The sequence below is a fragment of the Pseudomonas orientalis genome (assembly GCF_022807995.1).
Classification (GTDB): domain Bacteria; phylum Pseudomonadota; class Gammaproteobacteria; order Pseudomonadales; family Pseudomonadaceae; genus Aquipseudomonas; species Aquipseudomonas orientalis_B.
In genome coordinates this window covers 1,050,939-1,072,156 of record NZ_CP094351.1, presented here as the reverse complement: position 1 = coordinate 1,072,156, position 21,218 = coordinate 1,050,939, and the positions used below count along the sequence as shown (strand labels likewise).

Annotated in this window: 18 protein-coding genes; 12 read left to right on the top strand and 6 right to left on the bottom strand. The window is 62.7% G+C overall.

The window, feature by feature from the left end; genetic code table 11:
• Positions 1 to 8: 8 nt before the first annotated feature.
• Together MRY17_RS04680 and MRY17_RS04675 are read left to right on the top strand one after the other, a co-directional pair.
• Entirely contained in the window at positions 9 to 821 is an 813-nt protein-coding gene (locus MRY17_RS04680) for an SDR family oxidoreductase (RefSeq protein WP_191951629.1), read from the top strand.
• Positions 822 to 1,223, top strand: a complete 402-nt coding sequence (locus MRY17_RS04675) for a DUF4440 domain-containing protein (RefSeq protein WP_181283214.1) — start codon at positions 822 to 824, stop codon at positions 1,221 to 1,223.
• Between the two features lie 156 nt (positions 1,224 to 1,379).
• On the opposite strand, the gene MRY17_RS04670 is transcribed toward MRY17_RS04675, so the two are convergent.
• From MRY17_RS04670 to MRY17_RS04655, 4 genes are read right to left on the bottom strand one after another with little or no spacing between them, the layout of a single operon-like run.
• The gene (locus tag MRY17_RS04670) at positions 1,380 to 2,240 is read right to left on the bottom strand and encodes an efflux RND transporter periplasmic adaptor subunit (RefSeq protein ID WP_124357113.1); all 861 of its coding nucleotides are present in this window, start codon (positions 2,238 to 2,240) and stop codon (positions 1,380 to 1,382) included.
• Between the two features lie 10 nt (positions 2,241 to 2,250).
• Entirely contained in the window at positions 2,251 to 2,451 is a 201-nt protein-coding gene (locus tag MRY17_RS04665; RefSeq protein WP_124422440.1) for a DUF1656 domain-containing protein, read from the bottom strand.
• Positions 2,441 to 4,618: an FUSC family protein gene (locus MRY17_RS04660; RefSeq protein WP_243353361.1), complete on the bottom strand. Its 2,178-nt coding sequence runs from the start codon at positions 4,616 to 4,618 to the stop codon at positions 2,441 to 2,443. Before MRY17_RS04660 ends, MRY17_RS04665 begins: the two co-directional genes overlap by 11 nt.
• 10 nt (positions 4,619 to 4,628) lie before the next feature.
• Entirely contained in the window at positions 4,629 to 6,140 is a 1,512-nt protein-coding gene (locus MRY17_RS04655; protein WP_243353360.1) for an efflux transporter outer membrane subunit, read from the bottom strand.
• 229 nt (positions 6,141 to 6,369) lie between these two features.
• Here MRY17_RS04655 and MRY17_RS04650 point away from each other — a divergent pair, with 229 nt between their 5' ends.
• From MRY17_RS04650 to MRY17_RS04625, 6 genes are all read left to right on the top strand, one after another.
• Entirely contained in the window at positions 6,370 to 8,571 is a 2,202-nt protein-coding gene (locus tag MRY17_RS04650; RefSeq protein WP_243353359.1) for a hypothetical protein, read from the top strand.
• A 74-nt stretch (positions 8,572 to 8,645) separates the two neighbouring features.
• Positions 8,646 to 9,614, top strand: a complete 969-nt coding sequence (locus tag MRY17_RS04645) for a LysR family transcriptional regulator (protein WP_181282624.1) — start codon at positions 8,646 to 8,648, stop codon at positions 9,612 to 9,614.
• Between the two features lie 213 nt (positions 9,615 to 9,827).
• Positions 9,828 to 10,802: a 2-hydroxyacid dehydrogenase gene (locus MRY17_RS04640; protein WP_243353358.1), complete on the top strand. Its 975-nt coding sequence runs from the start codon at positions 9,828 to 9,830 to the stop codon at positions 10,800 to 10,802.
• A gap of 173 nt (positions 10,803 to 10,975) precedes the next feature.
• Positions 10,976 to 11,878, top strand: a complete 903-nt coding sequence (locus MRY17_RS04635) for a chemotaxis protein CheV (RefSeq protein ID WP_124431546.1) — start codon at positions 10,976 to 10,978, stop codon at positions 11,876 to 11,878.
• Between the two features lie 3 nt (positions 11,879 to 11,881).
• The gene (locus MRY17_RS04630; protein ID WP_243353357.1) at positions 11,882 to 12,364 is read left to right on the top strand and encodes a GNAT family N-acetyltransferase; all 483 of its coding nucleotides are present in this window, start codon (positions 11,882 to 11,884) and stop codon (positions 12,362 to 12,364) included.
• A gap of 108 nt (positions 12,365 to 12,472) precedes the next feature.
• On the top strand, positions 12,473 to 13,216 hold the full coding sequence (locus MRY17_RS04625) for a YkgJ family cysteine cluster protein (protein ID WP_181282627.1): 744 nt from the start codon (positions 12,473 to 12,475) through the stop codon (positions 13,214 to 13,216).
• On the opposite strand, the gene MRY17_RS04620 is transcribed toward MRY17_RS04625, so the two are convergent.
• Both MRY17_RS04620 and MRY17_RS04615 read right to left on the bottom strand, forming a co-directional pair.
• Positions 13,194 to 14,003 (bottom strand): transporter substrate-binding domain-containing protein, encoded by an 810-nt coding sequence (locus MRY17_RS04620; RefSeq protein ID WP_243353356.1) that lies wholly within the window; start codon positions 14,001 to 14,003, stop codon positions 13,194 to 13,196. The two genes, MRY17_RS04625 and MRY17_RS04620, sit on opposite strands and share 23 nt — an antisense overlap.
• 164 nt (positions 14,004 to 14,167) lie before the next feature.
• Positions 14,168 to 14,383: a hypothetical protein gene (locus MRY17_RS04615; protein ID WP_065892608.1), complete on the bottom strand. Its 216-nt coding sequence runs from the start codon at positions 14,381 to 14,383 to the stop codon at positions 14,168 to 14,170.
• Between the two features lie 208 nt (positions 14,384 to 14,591).
• Here MRY17_RS04615 and MRY17_RS04610 point away from each other — a divergent pair, with 208 nt between their 5' ends.
• Genes MRY17_RS04610 through MRY17_RS04595 form a run of 4 tightly spaced genes read left to right on the top strand, consistent with a single transcriptional unit; the run spans position 14,592 to position 20,913 of the window.
• Positions 14,592 to 15,758, top strand: coding sequence for an efflux RND transporter periplasmic adaptor subunit (locus MRY17_RS04610; RefSeq protein ID WP_243353355.1), 1,167 nt, complete (start codon positions 14,592 to 14,594; stop codon positions 15,756 to 15,758).
• A complete protein-coding gene (locus MRY17_RS04605; RefSeq protein WP_243353354.1) occupies positions 15,755 to 18,850 on the top strand; it encodes a multidrug efflux RND transporter permease subunit in 3,096 nt (1,031 codons plus the stop codon). Before MRY17_RS04610 ends, MRY17_RS04605 begins: the two co-directional genes overlap by 4 nt.
• 31 nt (positions 18,851 to 18,881) lie before the next feature.
• On the top strand, positions 18,882 to 19,559 hold the full coding sequence (locus MRY17_RS04600) for a heavy metal response regulator transcription factor (protein WP_065885833.1): 678 nt from the start codon (positions 18,882 to 18,884) through the stop codon (positions 19,557 to 19,559).
• Positions 19,549 to 20,913, top strand: coding sequence for a heavy metal sensor histidine kinase (locus MRY17_RS04595; RefSeq protein ID WP_243353353.1), 1,365 nt, complete (start codon positions 19,549 to 19,551; stop codon positions 20,911 to 20,913). The genes MRY17_RS04600 and MRY17_RS04595 overlap by 11 nt, the downstream gene beginning before the upstream one ends.
• Positions 20,914 to 21,218: the final 305 nt, after the last annotated feature.

The window sequence follows — 21,218 nt, the reverse complement described above, 5'->3', positions numbered from 1 at the left end:
ATTGATCCATGCCCAACGTACTGATCACCGGTTGTTCCAGCGGCATCGGCCGCGCCCTGGCCGACGCGTTCAAAGCCGCAGGTTTCCAGGTGTGGGCCAGCGCCCGCCGCAGCGATGACGTCGCCGCCCTCGCCGCCGCCGGCTTCCACGCCGTGCAACTGGACGTCAACGACCGCGCCGCCCTGCATCGCCTGGGCGAACAGTTGGGCGAGCTGGATGTGCTGATCAACAACGCCGGCTACGGCGCGATGGGACCGTTGCTCGACGGCGGTACCGAGGCGATGCAGCGCCAGTTCGAAACCAACGTGTTTTCCATCGTCGGCGTGACCCAGGCGCTGTTCCCCGCGCTGCGCCGCAGCAAGGGCCTGGTGGTGAATATCGGCAGTGTTTCCGGTGTACTGGTGACCCCGTTCGCCGGCGCCTACTGCGCGTCAAAAGCCGCCGTACACGCGTTGAGCGACGCCCTGCGCATGGAGCTGGCGCCTTTTGGCGTGCGGCTCATGGAAGTCCAGCCCGGCGCGATCAATACCCGCTTTGCGAAGAACGCCGGCGCCCAGGTCGAGCTGCTGATCAACGAACAATCGCCCTGGTGGCCGTTGCGCGACGGCATTCGTGCGCGCAGCCAGGCCTCCCAGGACAAACCCACCCCCGCCAGCGAGTTTGCGGCGGATGTGCTCAAAGCCGTGCAGCAAACGCAGCCACCGCGCCTGTTGCGCTCGGGCAATGGCAGCCGCGCGTTGCCGTTGATGGCGGCACTGTTGCCCAAGGGGTTGCTGGAAGCCGTGCTGAAGAAACGCTTTGGTTTGAAGGGGAGTTTGTAAATGATTGATTACAGCGATTTTTTTGAAGAAGTGATCCAGACCCACGTCGAGATCGAGCAATGGTTTGCCGGCGTTGCGCCCGAGGGCACTTTGCAGAACTTGCTGGCGCGCTTCTCGCCCGAGTTCAGCATGGTTGCGCCTGCCACCGGCACGCGGGTCAACCGGGCCGGGGTCGATGCGCTGTTCACGCGCCTGGGCGGGATGCGGCCGGGACTGAAAATCACCTTGAGCGAGATGGCCGGGATAGACCGGCATGCGCGCGGGGCCACGGTGACTTATCGCGAGCATCAGGTGGATGACAGCGGCACCCGCACGGATCGTCGCGCCACGGTCGTGTTTGAGAAGCAGGCCAGTGGCGCGCTGCTTTGGCGGCACTTGCATGAAACCTTCATCAAGGCATAACACGAGTCTAAATGTGGGAGGGGGCTTGCCCCCGATGAGGGAGTGTCAGTAAGCACATCTGTGACTGGCCCACCGCCATCGGGGGCAAGCCCCCTCCCACAGGGTTCCGCGCGGTACCTAAAAGTCGTGTAGATGCTCACACCCCTCCCGCATTTTTTAGTTTTGTGTCGGGTTTACGATGACTGTGCAGGTAATGCCCGCCGCCAACAACACCCCCTCCGGGACCTCATCGATATGAATGCGCACCGGCACGCGCTGGGCCAGGCGCACCCAGTTGAAGGTCGGGTTCACATCGGCGATCAGTTCGCGGCTCTCGGGGTTGTCGCGGTCGTAGATGCCACGGGAGATGCTTTCCACGTGACCCTTGAGGGTCTCGCCGCTCATCAATTGCATATCGGCCGTGTCACCGACTTTCACATGGGGCAGCTTGGTCTCTTCAAAGAAGCCATAGACCCAGAACGAGTTCATATCCACCACGGCCATCTTCGCCTCGCCGATGCGCGCGTAGTCGCCGCGATGCACATTGAGGTTGGTGACATAACCGTCGACCGCCGCCACGACGTGGGTGCGTTTCAAGTTCAGTTCAGCGGCTTCCAGTTGCGCCAGCGCATGCTGATAATCGGCCAGGGCCGAATCGGCGATGTTGCTGGCGTCGTCGCGGTTTTCCCTGGAGATCACCAGGGCATCCAGGTCAGCGCGGCGGTGGGCGTTGAGCTTGCGCATTTCCCAGGTGGCTTTGCGTGACGCCACCAGTGACTGCGCCTGCTTGACCGCAATGCGGTAATGCTCGGGGTCGATCTGCATCAGCAGGTCGCCCTTTTTTACCAACTGGTTATCGCGCACCGGCACGTCGACCACTTCGCCAGTCACGTCGGCGGCAACATTGATGATATCGGCACGCACGCGCCCGTCGCGGGTCCAGGGCGTCTGCATGTAGTGCACCCACAACGTGCGGCCAATCCAGATCGCCAATGCCAGCACCAGCAGGGTTGCGAGCAGGCTGAAAAACTTTTTCATCGGGGCATTCTCAACGGTAGACGCTCAGCGCCAGGGCGCCGAACAGGCAAACGAACAGGCTCAGGCGCAGCAACGCCGGGTGCCAGAAAAACCGATACAGGTCGAACCCGGCCAGGAAGCGGTCAACCGCCCAAGCCAGCCCCGCTGCGATCAAAAACATCAGGGTCATGGTCGGCATATAGATACCGTGGAAGGCAATTTCACGAGGCATTTGCAGATCCTTTGAGCGCCGCCAGCGGCGATTGCGGGTCCATCAACGAGGTGCGGATAAAGTGCAGGTAGCTTTTCACCCGGCGCAGCGCCGAAGTGTCGAAGTGCGGCGCGAACGGTTCGTCGGTGGCCTGCACGCGGCTGATCGCATGGTCGACGGCGATCAGCCCGCGCTCCAGGTTGCTGGCGCTGGGTTGCAGGAACAGCCGCACCAGCGAGCGACCCATCACGCGGATCGCCTGGCGCCACGGCTGGGATTCGGCGTACGCCGGATGCACCGGCAAAATCGCCTGCTCTTTGCGCAACTCGATGATCGCGTGGCCGACCTCCAGCACCACGAACATCCAGCGCAGCAGGTCGCGCTGCACCTGCGGCTGGCCGGCGGCGAGGCCATAGGCCTGGTGCAGCAGGTCGCGGGTGCGGCTTTCGAAACTCGACGCCAGGCCCTTGAGCTTGCCGCTGATCGCGTACACCACTTGCTCACGCAGGTCCTGCTCCAGGCGCCGCCACAGCCAACGGCTGTTGGGCGGCAGGATGATCGCCCCGGCCGCCGCGCACACCAGCATGCCGATGACCATGGCGATGTAGTCGTTGATGAAGGTGTAGGGGTTATAGATCGTCAGGTTGTCCGGCACCGAACCCGTGCTGAAGAAGATCAGCAAGCCCACGCCGACCCCGGCGTACTGCGCACGTGAAGCGAGAAAGGCGCCGAAAATGATCACCGGCGCGAGCATCACGCACAACAGTGGGAAGCCATCGATCCAGGGGAACACGAAGAACATGTCGACGAAGCCGACCAGCGCACCCATCAGTGTGCCGCAGGCCATCTGGAACGCCATGCGCTTGGGGTTGGGCGTGGCGGCGGACAGGCCGACGGTGGCGGCGGCGATCAAGGTCATGGTTGCACCACTGGGCCAGGCAGTGGCCACCCAGTAGCTGCCGAGCACGATCAGGATGAACGAGGCCCGTATGCCGGCGGCGGCGCAGGCCAGCCAGTTGGTTTTCGGGGTATAGACCTCGCTCCAGTCTTCCCGCGCATGGCGGTGATCGGCCAGGGAGGCGTGGGTTTGCGCGTAGTTGTGCAGGTCGTCGACAAAGCGGTACAGCAGCTCGTAGGCGGTATGAAAATCCAGTTGCTCGGCTTCGGTGGGCTCGCCTTGCTGGAAGGCCGCGCGCAGGCTGCGCACCTGGGCCGGCAAGCTGTCCTTGTAGGTGCTGAGCACGTTGGCCAGCCGCGCCGCGTCGGGGCTGGTCAGGGCACGTGCGGAAAAACCGTCGAGTACTTCGGCAAGGTCCTGCAGGCCGGGCTTGATCGCGGCCACCACGTGATCGGCGGCGTCGGCGCGCAGCCGCGCCAGCAGCTGGTGCAAGGCGTTGAAGCGCGTGGTGAGGCTCATGAATTCGCTGTTGAGGCGACTGAGCCGCCCGTTGCGCCGACGCATGTGCGGGTCTTCGAACACAGTGACGCTGCGCAAGCCTTCCAGGCCCACGGCTTCGGCGATAAAACGCACGTTGCTGGCCTCGAACCCTTCACGCTGGCTGCGACCCCGCAGACCGTCGGTGACGAACAGCGCGAACACCCCGAAGCGTTGATAGAGCGCATTGCGCATCGCGGCGCTGGAGGTTTGCGGCAGGATCGCGGCGCTGACCAGCGTCGAGCAGAGAATCCCCAGGGAGATCTCCAACACCCGCCACACCGCCGCCATAAAGGCGCCGTCCGGATGGGCCAGGGCCGGCAGGCCGACCATCGCCGCCGTGTAGCCGGCGAGCACAAACCCGTAGGCGCGAAAGTTGCGGTTACGCGTGGCACCGGCGGTGCAGACGCCCACCCAGATGGCCAGGGCGCCGAGGAACAGTTCGGTGTTCTGTGCAAACAACGCGATCAGCACCACCATCACCGCCGACCCGGCCAGCGTGCCGAGGAAGCGGTAAAAACTCTTGGCGAACACCTGGCCGCTCTGCGGTTGCATCACGATAAACACCGTGATCATCGCAGTGCGCGGCTGCGGCAGTTCCAGGCGCATCGCCAGCCACAGCGTGAGGAATGCGGCAAGCAACACCTTGAAGATATACACCCAGGTCACGCCATCGCTGCGTGCCCAGTCGAAAAAACCACGGCGCCACTCAAGGGCGTGCAGCCAGCGCAGGGGTGCAGGCAAGGAGGTCATCGCCATTTACTCAGTGATCGAACACGGCCAGCGCCGCAGGAGTCTTGCTGGGGAGAGTTTTGTCGTCGCGCGGTACATCGTCGCCGGCACCGAGGCCACCGCCCAGGGCGGTGACCAGTTCGGCGTGGGCGCTCAGGCGCGCGGCCTGTACCTGTTGCTCTGTCTGCTGCTGGCGGAACAGCAGGGTCTGGGCGTTCAGCACATTGAGGTAGTCGGTAAGGCCGCGTTGGTAGGCGATGGTGGCGATGTCGTAGGTTTTCTGCGCCGACGCCACCGATTGCGCGGCAAACAACGCTTGCTTGTCCATGGACTCGCGACGGATCAACTGGTCGCTGATGCCCTTGAGCGCATCGACCAGGGTCTGGTTGTAATGGGCCACGGCACTGTCATAACCGGCGCTGGCTTCACCCAGCTCTGCGCGTAGACGCCCGCCGTCGAAGATCGGCAGGGTGATCGCCGGGCCGACGTTGTAGTTGAATTTCTTGCCCGCCAGAAACGCCAGCATGCCGCCGCCGGTGGCCATGTAACCGAGGCTGCCGACCAGGTCGACGTTGGGATAGAAGCCCGCGTGGGCGACATCGATACCCCGCGCCTGGGCCGCCACCTGCCAGCGACGGGCGACTACGTCCGGACGCTGGCCGAGCAACTGCGCGGGCAAGGTCGAGGGCAACTTCAACGGCGCGGCAAGCGACAGGCTCGGGCGTTGCAATTGCGCGCCTTCACCCGGACCTTTGCCGGCCAACGCCGCCAGCTGGTTGCGGCTCAGGGCGATCTGCTCATCCAGCGCGTCCAGTTGACGGTGGGTTTCGGGCAGCGGGGTTTCGGCCTGGCTGACCTCCAGGTGCGTGCCGATCCCGGCGTTCAGGCGCTTGGTTGCCAGATCCAGGATCTGCTGTTGCTGGGCCAGGGTGGCCGCGACGATACCGCGCTCGGCGTAGTGCAAGGACAACTGGATATAGGCGCGCACCACGTTGCTCTGCAACTCGAGCCGGGCCTGGCGCGCCTGGGCGACGCTCATATGGGCGAGGTCCACGGCACGCTCGGTGGCATTGCTTTCGCGGCCCCACAGGTCGAGGGCGTAACTCAAGCCCAGGGACGCGTTGTTGTCCCACGTGTTCGCACCGCTCAACTCGCCAGGGCCGTAAAACTGATCCTTCGGCCAGTTGTGGCGCTTGAGCGTGGTGTCGCTGTTGATCTGCAGGGATTCTGCCGACTCGGCTACCCCGGCCATCGCCCGCGCTTGACGCACCCGTGCGGCGGCCACGGCCATGCTGGGGCTGTCTTGCGTGGCGAGTTCGACCCAGCGGTCAAGCTGCGGATCGCCGTAGGCCCGCCACCATTGGACGCTGGGCCAGTGGGCGTCGCTGGCGGCGCGCTGGATCGCTTCGTCGGTGGCCAGGTGGCTGGCGCTCAATGACTGGCCCTGGGGGCCAATTCCTGCGGTGCCGATGCAGCCACTGATGGCGAGCGTAAGGGCCCAAACACTGAGAGTCTTCAGCTCTCTGCTGATGCGACGCGGCACGGCTTGCGAATTCCTGAGGTGGTTGACGCGGGGAAAGTGGCGCAATTCTAGGGGGCAGGACCGGGAACGATAAGCAGGCATTTCTGTGAATCTTTATTACCGTTGCGACGATAATCCAGGCGGGGCATGCGCGGTTCAGACAGTTTTCCAGGGGGACGGGAATTCGACCTACATCGTCCTGCGTCACCCGCCGGCACAATCCTGAGCCCCCCGGCCTCAGGAGCACTTGATGCTTTCAGTACTCAGCCCAGTGTTGCCGCGCCACTCGGCACAGGACATCACCGATGCCGATGCCTTGAGCAGGCAGTTGCCCGGCATGTCCGAATCCCCGGGTCCCCTTCTGCTCCCTCTGCGACGCGATGTGCGCCGGCTAGCCGACCATGTACTGGAAAAGCTGGTACCCCTTGCCGGCTATCGTCGCGACCAGGCCGAGATAGAGGCGCTTCATCGCACACTCTGCAACGGCGAGCCGCAGTTGGCGGTGACGGCCGATGAGCTGGCCGGCGCCTATGCCTTTTTTAAAAAAGCCGAGCACCTGTTAAAGCCTCATCGCAACGGTCAAAACCCGCCTATCGAAACCGGCTACACCCTGTGCCGGGCCTTGAAATGGCAATTTCGCGCAGCCATCAGAGAGGGCAAGCACCAGGGTTTGACGCATGAGCTGCTGCCTTCGCTGAACTATATTCGCGAGGGGGGCGAACGCATCAACCATCGTCATGTGGGCTACAACTTTTCGCTGGAATCAACGCGACAAGTCACTGCGGGCCCCCACCTGGCGATTGATTCGCACCTGGAAGTTACCGCCGACCAGCGCGTCAAGAGCACCCGAACCATCGCCTTGCAGGTCAAGCTCAAATCAGCGCTGACGAATCTGAGTCAAGCAAGGTCTGACCAGCAGTTCGGCCTCGCCCATGTATCCTCTCGCGAGTACGCGAGCCTGGAACATTACGCAGATAACCGCAGTGGTTCCGTGAATACCTCGCTGAGCGAAAGTGTCGCTCGCACCGTCGTGAACCTGGGCAGCCTGTTGAGCGACCAGCGCAATCTGCACAGGGACAGAGCTTACGCAGCCCTGAGCCAGCCCTATGTGCGCGACGCACTGACCCATGCCGGCCTGGCCGAGGGTGGGCTGCCGCGTCTGCAAAACACCGCAGCACCGCTCCTCACTGAAAAAGGGCTGGCACTGAAGGTTGACAGCAACATCGCGGTGGATTGTTTCAGCGTACTGACGGTTAACACCACGTTAGCGCTGACGCTGCAACGTACCCGACTGCGCAAAGACCTGGATATTCTTGGCCTGTGCGAGATGTCGCCCGCGCTGGCACAGCACCAACTGGCCATGCGCGTGAAGTATCACGACGACCCTGTCACGCTGCTCGATGAAATGAACACCCACGTAGCGTCAAGCAGCCGCCTGTTTACCGAGCAGGCCTGTGCGCCGGTACTGGCCTCGGAATTGAACGCCAGCCTGCACAAGAGCCAGCGGCAAGCCCGCGCGCTGCTGGAACGTTATGTATCACTCAAGGCGACCTGGCGTATCGACCCAGACCTGGACGGCCGGTTTCGCACTGCAATCAACCAGAATCGGGCGCTGCTTCGGCCCGAAGCCTTGAAAATATACAAGCTGACCGCCGAGTGCCAGACGCTGAGCGGCTCAGCGGGTGCCACCGCGTCGTCGCGCGCGGGCGCCGGTAGAGGCGTGACGATCGAGGTCAGCCACCGAAGGCTGGATGATCCGCACTTGAGCGGTGACTACCTGGTCCTGGACATCGCCCCGATCAAATCCGTGGAGGCGGTAAAAGAAACCCTGCGCCAGGCGCTCTCAAGCATTGGCCAGCAGACGTTCGACTGGGAGCATCTGGTCCGCTCAATCAGCGCATCGCTGCTCGACCCCGCCATCCCGTCATCCACCCAAGTGCTGGTTAAAATAAAGCATGGCGAGCCGGTGACGCTGCTCACCCGCCATACGGTCAACAAACACCGCGAACTGGCGCTGCCGGAACAGCTCAAGCAGCACAGCGACCTTGACCTGCAATCCCTGCGTACACGCAAAACCTTGCTCAAAGAACAGTTGGGCGACCAATCGCTGGATCACCTTTTGCCTGTCGCCCGCCGCTATCTGCACACGCCCGATGAGCGATCGGGCTGGGACGCTTACTTACAGCGCCACGCCGATGACATTCAGGCGCTGTTGGATTCAATCGGCCGGCAAACCCTCGGTACGGTGCTCAGTGCCGAGCTCGACGAGTTCAAACGCATCAGTCCGGCACTCGCCTTGGCGGTAGAAACGCTGGCCCAGCAGGCACACGCCGCCGTTGAAGCGCCCACCGCCGAACACCGCACTGAGGCACTGGACGCCTTCAATCAGCTTCTGCTGGCCTACCTGCCGCACTACGAGGCGAAAGTCAGTGAAGCCTGGACCCTGTCCTGAAGCGCCAGGCCGTGCGGATACACACCTGCGCGCAACTTCATGTCACAATTTGCCATCTCCCTTGAGAACACCCCATGGACACCTTGCAAAACATGCGCGCGTTCAGTTGCGTGGCAGAAGCCGGCAGCTTTACCGCCGCCGCCGTGCAACTGGACACCACCACCGCCAACGTCTCGCGCGCGGTCTCAAACCTTGAGGCCCACCTGCAAACCCGCTTGCTCAACCGCACCACCCGCCGTATCGCACTGACCGAGGCCGGCAAACGCTATCTGCTGCGCTGTGAGCAGATTCTCGCCTACGTCGAGGAAGCCGAAGCAGAAGCCAGCGACGCCCATGCGCGCCCCGCCGGACAATTGAAAGTGCACACCATGACCGGTATCGGCCAGCATTTCGTGATCGACGCGATTGCCCGCTACCGCCGCACCCACCCCGATGTGACCTTCGACCTGACCCTTGCCAACCGCGTGCCGGATTTGCTCGATGAGGGCTACGACGTGTCCATCGTACTGGCCAGCGAACTGCCGGATTCGGGTTTCGTCTCGCAACGCCTGGGCATCACCTACAGCATCGCCTGCGCCTCGCCCGAGTACGTCAAAGCCAAGGGCTGCGCACAGCGGCCCCAGGACTTGCTCAACCACGCCTGTCTGCGCCTGGTCAGCCCGGTGATCCAGTTGGACAAATGGACCTTCAACGGCCCTGAAGGCCAGGAAAGTGTGGCGATCAACACCTCGCCGTTCCTGGTGAATTCGGCCGATGCGATGAAAACCGCCATCACCAGCGGCATGGGCGTCGGCCTGCTGCCGGTGTACGCCGCCATCGAAGGACTGCGCACCGGCACACTGGTGCGCGTGATGCCAACCTACCGGTCCCAGGAGTTGAACCTGTACGCCATCTACCCGTCGCGCCAATACCTGGATGCGAAGATCAAGACCTGGGTGGAATATCTGCGCGGTTCGCTGCCGGAAATCCTCGCGGCGCACCAGGCGGAGCTGGTGGCCTATGAGTTGAGCGGCGGTTTGGGTGGCGTGCGGATGGCGAACTGATTACTGCCGGACAACACAGATCAACTGTGGGAGAGGGCTTGCCCCCGATGGCGGTGTGTCAGTCAAAGATGCTCAGACTGAACCACTGCTATCGGGGGCAAGCCCCCTCCCACATTAAGAACCTACCCTCTTTAGGGTTGCGGTGTCCTGACAAAGCGGATCGGGAATGTTAGCGTGCCTGGCATTCTTTCGTAGTCGATGAGCCCGCCTGCCATGAAAAAGACTGTCCTCGCCTTCAGCCGTGTCACGCCGCCAATGATCGAGCGCCTGCAAGAGGATTTCGAGGTGATCGCGCCCAATCCCAAGCTGGGCGACATCAACGCGCAATTCAACGAAGCCCTGCCCCATGCCCACGGGTTGATCGGTGTCGGCCGCAAGCTGGGCCGCGAACAGCTTGAAGGTGCGCGCCACCTGGAAGTAGTGTCCAGTGTGTCGGTGGGCTACGACAACTACGATGTCGCGTACTTCAATGAGCGCGGGATCATGCTCACTAATACCCCTGACGTACTCACCGAAAGCACCGCCGATCTGGCCTTCGCGTTGTTGATGAGCAGCGCGCGCCGCGTCGCCGAACTCGACGCCTGGACCAAGGCCGGCCAGTGGAAAGCCAGCGTCGGCGCTCCGTTGTTCGGCTGCGATGTGCACGGCAAGACCCTGGGCATCGTCGGCATGGGCAATATCGGCGCGGCCGTGGCCCGCCGTGGGCGCCTGGGCTTCAATATGCCGATCCTGTACAGCGGCAACAGCCGCAAGAGCGCGGTCGAACAGGAATTGGGCGCACAGTTTCGCAGCCTCGACCAGTTGCTGGCCGAGGCGGATTTCGTCTGTCTGGTGGTGCCCCTGAGCGACAAGACCCGTCACCTGATCAGCCACCGGGAGCTGGCACTGATGAAGCCCAGTGCCATCCTGATCAATATTTCCCGTGGCCCGGTGGTGGACGAGCCGGCGCTGATCGAAGCCCTGCAAACCCAGCGCATTCGTGGCGCCGGGCTGGATGTGTATGAAAAGGAACCGCTGACCGAGTCGCCCTTGTTCCAACTGAGCAATGCGGTGACCCTGCCGCACATCGGCTCGGCGACCGGTGAAACCCGCGAAGCCATGGCCAACCGCGCGCTGGACAACCTGCGCAGCGCCTTGCTCGGACAGCGCCCGCAGGACCTGGTGAACCCGCAGGTGTGGAAAGGCTGACACCCCCCACTGTAGGAGCGAGCTTGCTCGCGAAAAACCTGAGAACGCCGCGTTAAACCAGATTCGCTGCGTTATCGTTGACGTTCTTCGCGAGCAAGCTCGCTCCTACAGTTTTCGGGGTCAGGGCCGATAACGGTGTATAGATCGTCATCCCTGATCCCCAGAAGGTTTTTATGTCCACCACCAAAGCCCGCGCAGACTCATTGTCGCTTCTGCTCTTTACCTTGCGCAGCGGCAAGCTGATGGCGATCAACCTGCTGAAAGTCAGCGAAATCATCCCCTGCCCCCCGCTGACCAAACTGCCGGAGTCGCACCCCCACGTCAAAGGCATTGCCACATTGCGCGGTAACTCATTGGCCGTGATCGACCTGAGCCGCGCCCTCGGCGAGATGCCGTTGCAGGACCCGAACGGCGGCTGCCTGATCGTCACCGATGTCAGCCGTTCCAAGCAGGGCTTGCATGTGCAGGCGGTGAGCAAGATCGTGCATTGCCTGACCACCGATATCCGTCCTCCGCCCTATGGCTCCGGCGGCAATCGCGCGTTCATTACCGGTGTGACGCAGGTGGAAGGTGGCCTGGTGCAAGTGCTGGATATCGAAAAAGTCATCCATGGCATCGCCCCGGCGCCGATCGAAGCCGCGCCGACCGACCTGACCATGGAAGAAGCCGAAGTCCTCGGTAACGCGCGCATTCTGGTGGTCGACGACAGCCAAGTGGCGCTGCAGCAATCGGTGCATACCTTGCGCAACCTCGGCCTGACCTGCCACACCGCGCGCAGCGCCAAGGAAGCCATCGATGTGCTGCTGGAGCTGCAAGGCACCGGCGAGCAGATCAATGTGGTGGTGTCGGACATCGAAATGTCCGAAATGGACGGCTATGCGCTCACCCGCACCTTGCGTGAAACCCCGGACTTCCAGCAGCTCTATATATTGCTGCACACCTCCCTGGACAGTGCGATGAACAGTGAGAAAGCGCGCCTGGCCGGCGCGGATGCGGTGCTGACCAAGTTTTCCTCCCCCGAACTGACCAAGTGCCTGGTCGTCGCTGCGCAAACCGTGGCGCAAAAGGGTTTGTAAGCCTTGGCTGAATATTTCCAGCTGCTGCGTCGCGATCTCACCGGCAGCCTGCCTGCCCCGCAGTGGCCGGCCGGTACGCAACTGGATCACTACCGTGATGAATCGGCCCCGGCGATTCACGCGGTGTTGTGCATGACCCAGGATCAGGGCGGTGGTCGGGTAGTGAGCCTCGAGCAGTGGCGCCGGCAATTTGTTGTCGATGCCGAGTTCGACCCCAGGCTGTGCCTGGTGGCCAGCAATGCTGATGGCATGCTCGGCGTGGCCGTCTGCTGGACCAGCGCCTTTATCAAGAACCTCTCGGTACACCCCTGCGCCCAGGGCCAGGGGCTGGGCCGGGCGTTGTTGCTGCATGCCTTCTACGTGTTCAAGCAGCGCGGCGAACCTTATGTGGATCTCAAGGTGCTGGAGCGTAATCTGCGCGCGCGAAAATTGTATGAAAGCGCAGGCATGCGCTTCGTGCTGCGCGACATGGTTGCCGACGACTGACGCCCACTGGCGCATTATTTGCTTCCAGAGAGCCCAAGCGGTGGACAGAGGCCAAAACCCGTCACTGCTCACGCTTGCCCTCTGACCTTGCTCGGTGACAGATCCGCCATGAACACTCATTTTTCCTGCGTAGGTTGTGGCAAATGCTGCTCCGATCACCATGTGCCCCTGACCCTTGAAGAGGCCCGTCACTGGGCGGCGGACGGCGGCAACGTGATCGTGCTGGTCGAAGGTTTTCTGGCCAGCGGCCTGGGGTTGCCCCCGCAGCAACGTGAACATGCCGAACGCCGTTCAGTGGTGGTGCCCAGCGGCAATACCGAAGCATTTGTGGCTATCACCTTTGCTGCATACAACGCCGGACGCTGCCGGAATCTTGACGAAGACAACCGCTGCGGCATCTACGAACGACGCCCGTTGGTGTGCCGGATCTATCCGATGGAGATCAATCCGCATATCCCGTTGAACCCGAGCGCCAAGGATTGCCCGCCGGAGTCCTGGGAACAGGGGCCGGCGTTGATCGTCGGCGGTGAGCTGATGGACGCTGAACTGGCTGAACTGATCCGCCGTTCGCGCCAGGCCGACCGTGATGATGTGCAGACCAAGGAGTCCGTGTGCGCCTTGCTGGGGATTCGTACCACGGCGCTCAAGGGCGACGGATTCACCGCGTACCTCCCGGATATGCAGGCATTTGCCCAGGCCATCGACGCGGCTACCGCCCAGCCGGCGCCGGCCAATCAGTGGGTGTTTCATGTGTCCGCCATGGACATTGCCGAACGACTGCTGGACGCCGGGGCGCAGATTGCTACCGAGGTGCCGGCCAATTACGCGTTTATCCCGTTGCAGGCGGCCTGAGCGTTGATGGGTCAATAGGCGTTGTGTCGAGGCGGTAGGGCTGGAGGATGCGCTGGTATTCGCCGTTTTGCTTGAGTTGCTCCAGGGCATGATTGAGTTCGGTACGCAAGGCGGTATCGGTCTTGCGCAAGGCAATTGCGACACTGGCGCCCAACAGCTCGGACGACACCGGGGGGCCCATGAACGCGAAATCCATGCCTTCGGGCTTGTCGAGCAAGGCTTCGCGGATTTCCACAGCGCCTTGCAAGGTGGCATCGATCTCGCCCGCGAGGAGGCTGCCCACCAGTTGGTCATTGAGCCAGAAACTCTTGATGTGCACGCCCGAAGGCGCCCAGCGTGCCAGGGCAAAGGCTTCCCGGTTGCTTCTTAACAGCACCCCGACGCGCTTGCCCTTGAGTGACTGCCTGTCCGGGCTCAAACCTGAGTCCTTGCGTGCCACCAGGCGGGTGGTGATCGGGTAAAGGTCATCGCTGAAATTGACCCATTGCCGTCGGCTCAAGGTCGGCGCCATCCCCATGATCGCGTCAAATTGCCTGGCGTCGAGGGCGGCGAAGTTTTCCATGACGACCTGGTCGACCCAGGTGCAATGCACATTGAGCTGCACGCACAGGGCGTTACCCAGTTCGATATTGAGCCCCACCAATTGCCCTTGCGGGTTACGGCTTTGAAAGGGAGGGAAATGCGCAGCGACGGCGAAGCGGATTTCGCGTCGCGGCGGCTCGGCGGCAGCCACGGCCTCCACCGACAGCAAGAGGGCAAGCACCACACAGAGGCGTATCAGGGCCACGGGAAACGTCCTTTTCCAGAGAGAGCGGCAGCGCCAGGTCCCGATACAGCTGATCAGGGCACGGCGATGCCGGGCAAGCTTTCAAGAAACGGTCGCGGACCTACAAGCAGAAATATCGACGCGAGTTGTAGGCAAATGCCTATACGCACTTACAGGCATTACTCTCAACGTTTACCCATTGAACGGCGTGTACCCGGCGGCGCCATGCCGGGTGTCTTGGTATGGCCGTTCCTGGCGCCACCTTTGTACCAAGGCTGGCCGGCCTGCTTGGCCCCGGCCAGTTCTCCCGGTTTGAAAGGAAACTTGAACGCCGGGATTTCGGCTTTTTCAACGCCGTCGGCGTCGACCGCTTCAACGGGGGGTTGGATCGGGGAAGTCATAAGGGCTCCGGCGCAGCAATGTGTGTAAAGGCGAGAGTATACGGGGCCGGAGCTTTCAGCGGTAAGCTTCAAGCCGCAAGTTAAAAAGCTCAGCTGTCGCTGCTGTCAGTTTGCAGTCACCTTGCTGACCGGCTTAGCGAGTTATAAGGCACTCACACAAACTTGCAGCTTGCTTGAAACTTGCAACTGCGCCCGCGGCGTTCATCCTATGCACATGAAACGAAACATGGCCCTGCTGGTGGGCGCCCTTCTGGTTCTGGCAGTGACAGCCTGGACGCTGACGCGACCCACCAAGGCCAGGCTGGCGGCCCCCAGTGCGATTCCAGTACGCGTGGTGAGCGTGGCGCAACAGGATGTACCCCGGTTCGTCAGCGGCATCGGCTCGGTGTTGTCGCTGCACAGCGTGGTGATCCGCCCGCAGATCGACGGCATCCTCACTCGGTTGCTGGTCAAGGAAGGCCAGCGGGTGAAGGCCGGCGACTTGCTGGCAACCATCGATGACCGTTCGATCCGCGCCAGCCTCGACCAGGCCAGGGCACAATTGGGGGAAAGCCAGGCGCAGCTGCAAGTGGCGCTGGTCAACCTCAAGCGCTACAAGACATTGAGTATCGACGACGGCGTGTCGAAGCAGACATATGACCAGCAACAAGCACTGGTGAACCAGCTCAAGGCCACCACGCAGGGCAACCAGGCGGCGATCGATGCGGCTCAAGTACAACTTTCCTTCACCCAGATTCGTTCTCCTGTCAGTGGCCGCGTAGGCATTCGCACGGTGGATGAAGGTAACTTCCTGCGCATGAGCGACACCCAGGGGTTGTTCTCGGTCACCCAGATCGACCCGATTGCGGTCGAGTTTTCCCTGCCGCAGCAGATGTTGCCGAGCCTGCAAGGCCTGATCGCCGCGCCCGAGAAAGCCAGCGTGAATGCCTACCTGGGCGCCGACACCGACGGCCAGACCGGCGACTTGCTTGGCGAAGGGCACTTGAGCGTGATCGACAACCAGATCAGTTCCAGCACCGGCACCCTACGCGCCAAGGCCGAGTTCCCGAACAGCGCGCAGAAGCTGTGGCCGGGGCAACTGGTGACCGTCAAGATCCAGACCGCCGTCGACAGGGACGCCCTGGTGGTGCCGCCGACCGTGGTGCAGCGTGGCCTGGATTCGCATTTCGTCTACCGGCTCAACGGTGACCACGTCGAAGTGGTGCCGGTGCAGGTCAGCTACCAGAACAGCGAGGTGAATATCATCAAGGGCGTGCAGGCCGGGGATGTGCTGGTCAGCGACGGCCAGTCGCGGCTCAAGGCCGGCGCCCGGGTGGAAGTGCTCAAGGAGCCGCCGCAAGTTATCCAGACCGCCGATGCCAGGGTGCAGCCATGAGCGGTAGCCGCTCGCCCTCGGCCTGGTGCGTCGATCACCCGGTCGCCACCCTGCTGCTGACATTCGCCTTGGTGCTGCTGGGCATCATTGCCTTCCCGCGCCTGGCCGTCGCGCCACTGCCGGAAGCGGAATTTCCGACGATCCAGGTTACCGCCCAGTTACCCGGTGCCAGCCCGGACACCATGGCCTCCTCGGTGGCGACGCCGCTTGAGGTGCAATTCAGCGCCATCCCCGGCATGACCCAGATGACCTCCAGCAGCGCCCTGGGCTCAAGCCTGTTGACCCTGCAATTCACCCTGGACAAAAGCATCGACACCGCCGCCCAGGAAGTGCAGGCCGCGATCAACACCGCCTCCGGCAAGCTGCCCGGCGATATGCCGAGCCTGCCCACCTGGAAGAAGGTCAACCCGGCCGACAGCCCGGTGCTGATCCTCAGCGTCAGCTCCGCCAGCCTGCCCAGCACCGAACTGAGCGACTACGTTGAAACCCTGCTGGCGCGCCAGATCAGTCAGATCGACGGTGTCGGCCAGATCAATATCACCGGCCAGCAACGCCCGGCGATTCGCGTGCAGGCCTCCCCCGACAAACTCGCGGCGGTCGGCCTGACGCTCGCGGACATCCGCCTGGCCATCCAGCAGTCCAGCCTGAACCTGGCCAAAGGCGCGATCTACGGCGCCAACAGCGTGTCGACCCTGTCGACCAACGATCAACTGTTTCACCCTGACGAATACGGCCAGTTGATTGTGTCCTACAAGAATGGCGCACCGGTGCAGTTGCGTGATATCGCCAGGGTCATCAACGGTTCGGAAAACGCCTACGTGCAGGCCTGGTCCGGCGATACGCCGGGGGTCAACCTGGTGATTTCGCGCCAGCCGGGCGCGAATATCGTCGACACGGTCGACCGCATCCAGCAGGCACTGCCACGCCTGGAAGCGATGCTGCCGGCCTCGGTGCAGGTCAGCGTATTGACCGACCGCACCAAGACCATCCGCGCCTCCCTGCATGAAGTGGAAATGACCCTGCTGATCGCCATCCTGCTGGTGGTGGCGGTGATGGCCTTGTTCCTGCGCCAACTGTCGGCGACGTTGATCGTGTCGGCGGTGCTCGGTGTTTCGCTGGTGGCCAGTTTCGCGCTGATGTACGTGATGGGCTTCAGCTTGAACAACCTGACGCTGGTCGCCATCGTGATTGCCGTGGGCTTTGTGGTGGACGATGCGATTGTGGTGGTGGAGAACATCCATCGGCATCTGGAGGCCGGGCTGGGCAAGCGCGAGGCCGCGATCAAAGGCTCGGGCGAAATCGGCTTTACCGTGGTGTCCATCAGCTTCTCGCTGGTGGCGGCCTTCATTCCGCTGCTGTTCATGGGCGGCGTGGTCGGTCGGCTGTTCAAGGAGTTTGCGCTGACGGCCACCTCGACCATCCTGATTTCGGTGGTGGTCTCGCTGACCCTGGCGCCCACCCTCGCAGCACTGTTCATGCGGGCGCCGACCCATCATGCCCATGCCACACCCACGTTCAGCGAGCGCCTGCTGGCCGGTTATGCGCGCAACCTGCGCCGCGCCCTGGCCCACCAACGCAGCATGGCGCTGATCTTTATAGTGACCCTGGCCCTGGCCGTGGTCGGCTACGTGTTTATCCCCAAGGGATTCTTCCCGGTGCAGGACACCGGTTTTGTGCTCGGCACCAGCGAGGCCGCGGCCGATGTGTCGTACCCGGACATGGTCGCCAAGCACAAGGCCCTGGCTGACATCGTCAAGGCCGACCCGGCGGTGCAGGCGTTCTCCCACTCGGTGGGGGTCACCGGCAGCAACCAGACCATCGCCAACGGCCGCTTCTGGATTGCCTTGAAAGACCGCGCCGAGCGTGACGTGTCCGCCAGCCAGTTCATCGACCGCATCCGCCCGCAGTTGGCGAAGGTGCCGGGCATCGTCCTGTACCTGCGCGCCGGCCAGGACATCAACCTGAGCTCCGGTCCCAGCCGCGCCCAGTACCAATACGTGCTCAAGAGCAATGACGGCCCGACACTGAACACCTGGACCCAGCGCCTCACCGAAAAACTGCGTACCAACCCGGCGTTTCGTGACCTGTCCAACGACCTGCAACTGGGCGGCAGCATCACCCACATCACTATCGACCGCCAGGCCGCCGCGCGTTTCGGACTCACCGCCACCGATGTCGACCAGGCGCTGTATGACGCCTTCGGCCAGCGCCAGATCAACGAGTACCAGACCGAAATCAACCAGTACCAGGTGGTGCTGGAGCTGGACCGCCAGCAGCGCGGCAAGGCCGAGAGCCTGAACTACTTTTACCTGCGCTCGCCGCTGACCAACGAAATGGTGCCGCTGTCGGCGCTGGCCAGGGTCGACCCGCCTACGGTGGGACCGCTGTCCATCAGCCATGACGGCATGTTCCCTGCCGCCAACCTGTCGTTCAACCTGGCGCCCGGCGTGGCCCTGGGCGATGCAGTGATCATGCTCAACCAGGCCAAGAACGACATTGGCATGCCCGCTGCGATCATCGGTAATTTCCAGGGCGCGGCCCAGGCGTTCCAGAGTTCACTGGCCAGCCAGCCGTGGTTGATCCTCGCGGCACTGGTGGCGGTCTACATTATCCTGGGCGTGCTGTACGAAAGTTTCGTGCACCCGCTGACGATCATTTCCACCCTGCCCTCGGCGGGCCTGGGCGCGTTGATCATGCTGTGGCTGCTGGGCCAGGATTTTTCGATCATGGCCTTGATCGGCCTGGTGCTGCTGATCGGCATCGTCAAGAAAAACGGCATCCTGATGATCGACTTCGCCCTGGAGGCCCAGCGCGTGCGCGGCCTGCCACCTGAGGATGCGATCTATGAAGCCTGTGTCACGCGGTTCCGGCCCATTATCATGACCACCCTCGCCGCCTTGCTTGGCGCGGTGCCGTTGATGCTCGGTTCCGGCCCCGGCGCGGAGCTGCGCCAACCGCTGGGCATCGCGGTGGTCGGTGGCTTGCTGGTGAGCCAGGCGCTGACGCTGTTCACCACGCCGGTCATATACTTGTACCTTGAACGTTTTTTCCACAGGCCCAAACCGGCGCTCGCGCTGGCGACCACACACTGAGGCCAAGGCCCCGCCCTGGAACAAAAGGCTGATGCGCGTCCTGATTATCGAAGATGAAGAAAAAACCGCAGACTATCTGCACCGCGGCCTGACGGAGCAAGGCTACACCGTCGACGTGGCGCGCGAAGGCGTCGAGGGCTTGCACCTGGCGTTGGAGAACGATTACGCGGTGATCGTGCTCGACGTGATGCTGCCGGCACTCGACGGTTTTGGCGTGTTGCGCGCCTTGCGCGCGCGCAAACAGACCCCGGTGATCATGCTCACCGCCCGCGAGCGCGTGGAAGACCGTATCCGTGGCCTGCGCGAAGGCGCCGACGACTACCTGGGCAAGCCGTTTTCCTTCCTGGAACTGGTGGCGCGCCTGCAAGCATTGACCCGGCGCAGCGGCGGCCATGAACCGGTGCAGGTGACGGTGGCCGACCTGTGGATCGACCTGATCAGCCGCAAGGCCAGCCGCAACGGCGTGCGCCTGGACCTGACCGCCAAGGAGTTTTCGTTGCTCAGCGTACTGGCGCGGCGCCAGGGCGAAATCCTGTCCAAGACGGCCATCGCCGAGATGGTCTGGGACATCAATTTCGACAGCGACGCCAACGTGGTCGAAGTGGCGATCAAGCGCCTGCGTGCCAAACTCGACGGACCTTTCGAGCACAAGCTGCTGCACACCATTCGCGGCATGGGCTACGTGCTGGAGAATCGCAGTGCCGGCTAATTCCATCGCTCTGCGCCTGAGCGGCATGTTCACCCTGGTGGCGCTGCTGATCTTCGTGCTGATCGGCGGCGCGCTCTACCAGCAAGTGGATCGCGGCCTGGGGTTGTTGCCGGGGGCGGAGCTGGACGCGCGCTACAGCGTGCTCGAATCCTCGGTGAACCGCTTCGGTACGCCGGAGCATTGGGTCAAGATAAAGGCCAAGCTCAAGTTGCTGGGCGAAGAAGACAAGCGCATTCGCTTCTGGGTGGTCAGCAGCGACCCGAATTACGAATACGGCGAGCCCGATGCGCAGATTCGTGCGTTTGCCCAAGGCCCGACCAGTAAACGCGACCTGCGCCTGCCCGGCCACGATTACCCGTTCAAGGTGCTGGTCAGCCAGTTTGCCGCCAAGGAGCAACGCCCGCCGCTGCGTTTCATGATCGCCATCGACACCGAGAACTTCCGCGCCACCCAGCACCATCTGCTGGTGGCGCTGGTGAGCCTGGCGCTGGTCGGCGTGGTCATGGCCTCGTTGCTGGGTTTCTGGGTGTCGCGCATCGGTCTCAAGCCCCTGGAAAAGCTCTCGGCCGAAGCGCAAAAACTCGCGCCGCCCAAGCTCTCCGGGCGCCTGCAACTGTCACCGCTGCCGCCGGAACTGAGCCAGTTCGTCAACTCGTTCAATGCCACCCTTGATCGTGTCGAGCAGGCTTATTCTCGCCTGGAATCCTTCAACGCCGACGTGGCCCATGAACTGCGCTCGCCGCTGACCAACCTGATCGGCCAGACCCAGGTGGCACTGACCCGCGGTCGTTCGGCCGAGCATTATTTCGAGGTGCTGCAATCGAACCTGGAAGAACTGGAACGGCTGCGCTCGATCATCAACGACATGCTGTTTCTCGCCAGCGCCGACCAGGGCAGCAAGGCCACCAAGCTGATCGAAAGCGCCTTGGCCGATGAAGTCGCCACCACCCTCGATTATCTGGACTTCATTCTGGAAGACGCCCGGGTCGAAGTGCGCGTACACGGCGATGCACGGGTGCAGATCGAAAAGGCCCACCTGCGGCGTGCACTGATCAATCTGCTGAGCAACGCCGTGCAACACACCGCGCCCGGCCAGGTCATCGATGTGCACATTAAGGTGCAGGGGCAACAGGTGATGATCGGCGTAACCAATCCCGGCGAGGCGATTGCCGACGAACACCTGCCGCGCCTGTTCGAACGTTTTTATCGAGTGGACGCGTCACGCAGTAACAGCGGCGCGAATCACGGGCTGGGGCTGGCCATCGTCAAGGCGATTGCGCTGATGCATGGTGGGGATGTGTTTGTGCGCAGCGAGGGCGGCGGCAATACCTTCGGCATTACCCTGCCCGTCTAAATCTTGAGAACACCTCAGTCAACTGTGGGAGGGGGCTTGCCCCCGATTGCGGTGTGCCAGCTACAGATGAGTCGGCTGATCCACTGCCATCGGGGGCAAGCCCCCTCCCACAGTTAGATTATGTGCATATCTCCTGGCAACTGTTGCGATTTGGGCAACAGTCATTATCTTGTTACACTCTATATCGCAGCGCTCACCTGCGTTACTTTGACGCATCGATGAGCGCGACGGCAAAGGCAGCTGACCCTCACCCGAATTTCCCTCGACTTATTTCCAGGGCTCTACACTGGGAATCTGTCTTAAAG